At 71.2% G+C, this 2,852-nt stretch carries 3 protein-coding genes; 2 read left to right on the forward strand and 1 reads right to left on the reverse strand.

Annotated elements, in window-relative coordinates; genetic code table 11:
* The coding region (locus LCE31_RS38495; RefSeq protein WP_225022848.1) for an aldo/keto reductase at window positions 1-827 on the reverse strand (827 nt) is incomplete at its 3' end.
* Window positions 828-1,169: 342 nt separating this feature from the next.
* Here LCE31_RS38495 and LCE31_RS38500 point away from each other — a divergent pair.
* Both LCE31_RS38500 and LCE31_RS38505 read left to right on the forward strand, forming a co-directional pair.
* Window positions 1,170-1,949, forward strand: coding sequence for an SDR family NAD(P)-dependent oxidoreductase (locus LCE31_RS38500; protein WP_225022851.1), 780 nt, complete (start codon window positions 1,170-1,172; stop codon window positions 1,947-1,949).
* A 153-nt stretch (window positions 1,950-2,102) separates the two neighbouring features.
* On the forward strand, window positions 2,103-2,795 hold the full coding sequence (locus LCE31_RS38505) for a metal-dependent transcriptional regulator (protein ID WP_225022853.1): 693 nt from the start codon (window positions 2,103-2,105) through the stop codon (window positions 2,793-2,795).
* Window positions 2,796-2,852 lie beyond the last annotated feature (57 nt).

A 2,852-nucleotide genomic window follows, 5' to 3' on the forward strand; every position in this document is an offset into this window, starting at 1 on the left:
CGCGCGAGCCAGGCCAGCGCCACGGTGGCCATCTCCACCCCCCGCGACGTCGCGATCTGCTCCAACGCGTCGAGGACCTTCACGCCGCGTTCGGTGTCCGCGTAGCCGCCGGCGAGTCCGGGAACGTTGCGCGCGTTGTCGACACTCTTCCCGGGACGGTACTTGCCGGTGAGGAAGCCGGAGGCGAGTGCGAAGTACGGAACGCAGGCCAGCCCTTCGCGCTGCACGACCTCCCGCCGCGCGCCCTCGTAGGTGTCGCGTGAGACGAGGTTGTACTGCGGCTGCAGGGCCACGTAGCGGGCCAGCCCCTCGCGATCGGAGGCGGCCAGCGAGGCGGAGAGCCGTTCGGGGCTGATGTTGGAGGCCGCGATGGCACGCACTTTGCCGGCCTTCACGAGATCGTCGAGGGCCGTGATGATCTCGTCCACGGGGATGGACTCGTCCCGGTCGAAATGGGTGTAGTAGAGATCGATGTGGTCGGTACGCAGCCGCCGCAGGGACTCGTCGGCGGCGGCCTTGATGTTGGCGGGCGCAAGGCCCATGTACTCCGGGTGGTCTCCGACCTTGGTGGCGACGACCACGTCGTCGCGGTTGCCGCGGGCGGCGAGCCAGTCGCCGATGATGCGCTCGGACTGCCCCGGCTCGTTGCCGGCGAAGTAATTCATGTACGAGTCGGAGGTGTCGATGAAATTGCCGCCGCCGGCAAGGTAGGCGTCGAGCACCGCGAACGACTGGGTCTTGTCGGCGGTCCAGCCGAAGACGTTGCCTCCCAGGCAGAGGGGGGAAACGCGGAGGTCGGACGAGCCGAGGGTGCGAAGTTCGGTCATGTCAAGATCAACGTGCGCTCGGCTGCCCGAAGTTCCGCCCTGGCGGTATCTCCGGCTTCCGCGCCGGACGGCCGTCGCCGCGCTTCGGGCCGATGCTGACCGTCGCGCCCGGCGCGTGGGAGAGCTTCGTCACTCTCGTACGGGGCTGAGCACCGGCCCGGCATCGGCGAGGGCCGCCGTGCGTTGACGCGTACGGCGGCCCTCGGCGTACGTACGGCGTAGGCGGGGGCGCGTACAACGACGTACAGCCGCGTACCCAACCCGTACCACCGCGACCACCGCGACCATCGCAAGCACTGCGAGCACCGCGACCACCGCGCACGGAGCGACAGGAGCCCATACATGGATCTGCAACTGGCCGGACGACGTGCCCTCGTGACCGGCGGCAGCCGGGGCATCGGCCTCGCGATCGGACGGGCGCTGGCCCGCGAGGGCGCGGCCGTGGCGCTCGTGGCGCGCGACGCTGACACCGTCGCCGAGCGGGCCGCAGCGCTCGCGGCGGAGACCGGGGTGCTGGTGGCCGGCATCGCGGCGGACACCGGGGACGACGACTCCGTCGCCGCCATGGCCGCCGAGGCGGAGCGGCTGCTCGGAGGCGTGGACATCCTCGTCAACAACGCGGCGCCCGCGAGCACCGGCTCGTTCCCCGAGGACGCGCTGGAGGACCAGATCAACGTGAAGGTGCGCGGCTACCTGCGCACCGTGCGCGCCCTCGCGCCCGGGATGACGGAGCGCGGCTGGGGCCGGATCATCAACATAGCCGGGCTCGCGGCCCGGCAGAGCGGGTCGGTCGTCGGCTCCGTACGTAACGTGGCCGTAGCGGCGATGAGCAAGAATCTCGCCGACGAACTGGGCGCGCGGGGGGTGAACGTCACGGTGGTGCATCCTGGAATGACCCGTACGGAGACCCAGCAGGCCGCCATCGAGCGGCGGGCCGCCGACCGGGGAGTCGGCACCGAGCAGGTGGAACGGGAACTCGCGGCGTCCATTTCCATCGGCAGGATCGTGGAGGCCGACGAGGTCGCCTCCGTGGTCGCCTTTCTCGCCAGCCCGCTGAGCGTCGCCATGACCGGTGACCCGGTGATCGTCTCCGGGGGCGTGCGGGGAGCCATCCACTACTGAACGCCATGGCAGGCGGCGGAGGGACTGCGGTGCGTGACCGGCCGCGTGCTTTCCGTATGTCGGAGGCTTCGGGGCCGACGGGCGCGGCACGGTTGTCGGTGCGATGCGTCAGAATTGAACCCAGGGCCGCGAACGATTCCACTAGGGGCACGTATGTCCGGACTGATCGACACGACGGAGATGTATCTCCGCACCATCCTTGAGCTGGAGGAGGAAGGTGTGGTCCCGATGCGCGCCCGGATCGCCGAGCGGCTCGACCAGAGCGGCCCGACGGTCAGCCAGACGGTGGCGCGGATGGAGCGCGACGGCCTGGTGCAGGTCGCGGGCGACCGGCACCTCGACCTGACCGACGAGGGCCGCATGCTGGCCACGCGGGTCATGCGCAAGCACCGCCTCGCGGAATGCCTGCTGGTCGACGTGATCGGCCTGGAGTGGGAGCAGGTGCACGCCGAGGCCTGCCGCTGGGAGCACGTGATGAGCGAGGCCGTGGAGCGCCGCGTGCTCGACCTGCTGCGCCACCCCACGGAGTCCCCGTACGGGAACCCGATCCCGGGGCTGGACGAGCTGGGAGAGGTCTCCGAGGTCGACCCGTTCCTCGACGCGGGGCTCGTGAGTCTCGCGGACCTCGACGCGGGCGGGGACGGCAAGACCGTCGTCGTACGGCGGATCGGCGAGCCGATCCAGACCGACGCACAGCTGATGTACACGCTGCGGCGGGCGGGCGTGCAGCCCGGCTCCGTCGTGAGCGTCACGGAGTCGCCGGCGGGCGTGCTCGTCGGCAGCAGCGGCGAGGCCGCCGAGCTGGATTCGGAGGTCGCGGCGCACGTGTTCGTCGCCAAGCGCTGAAGGGGGCGCGTGCCCGGCGGGGGGCCGGGCGCGTGCCGGAGGCGCGGTGCGGGGGAC

Source organism: Streptomyces sp. 8L (assembly GCF_020176795.1).
Taxonomy (GTDB): domain Bacteria; phylum Actinomycetota; class Actinomycetes; order Streptomycetales; family Streptomycetaceae; genus Streptomyces.

Bases quoted from the DNA above. Each gene is read 5' to 3' on its own strand.
- LCE31_RS38500 (WP_225022851.1), top strand. From the start codon at position 1,170: ATGGATCTGCAACTGGCCGGACGACGTGCCCTCGTGACCGGCGGCAGC.
- LCE31_RS38505 (WP_225022853.1), top strand. From the start codon at position 2,103: ATGTCCGGACTGATCGACACGACGGAGATGTATCTCCGCACCATCCTT.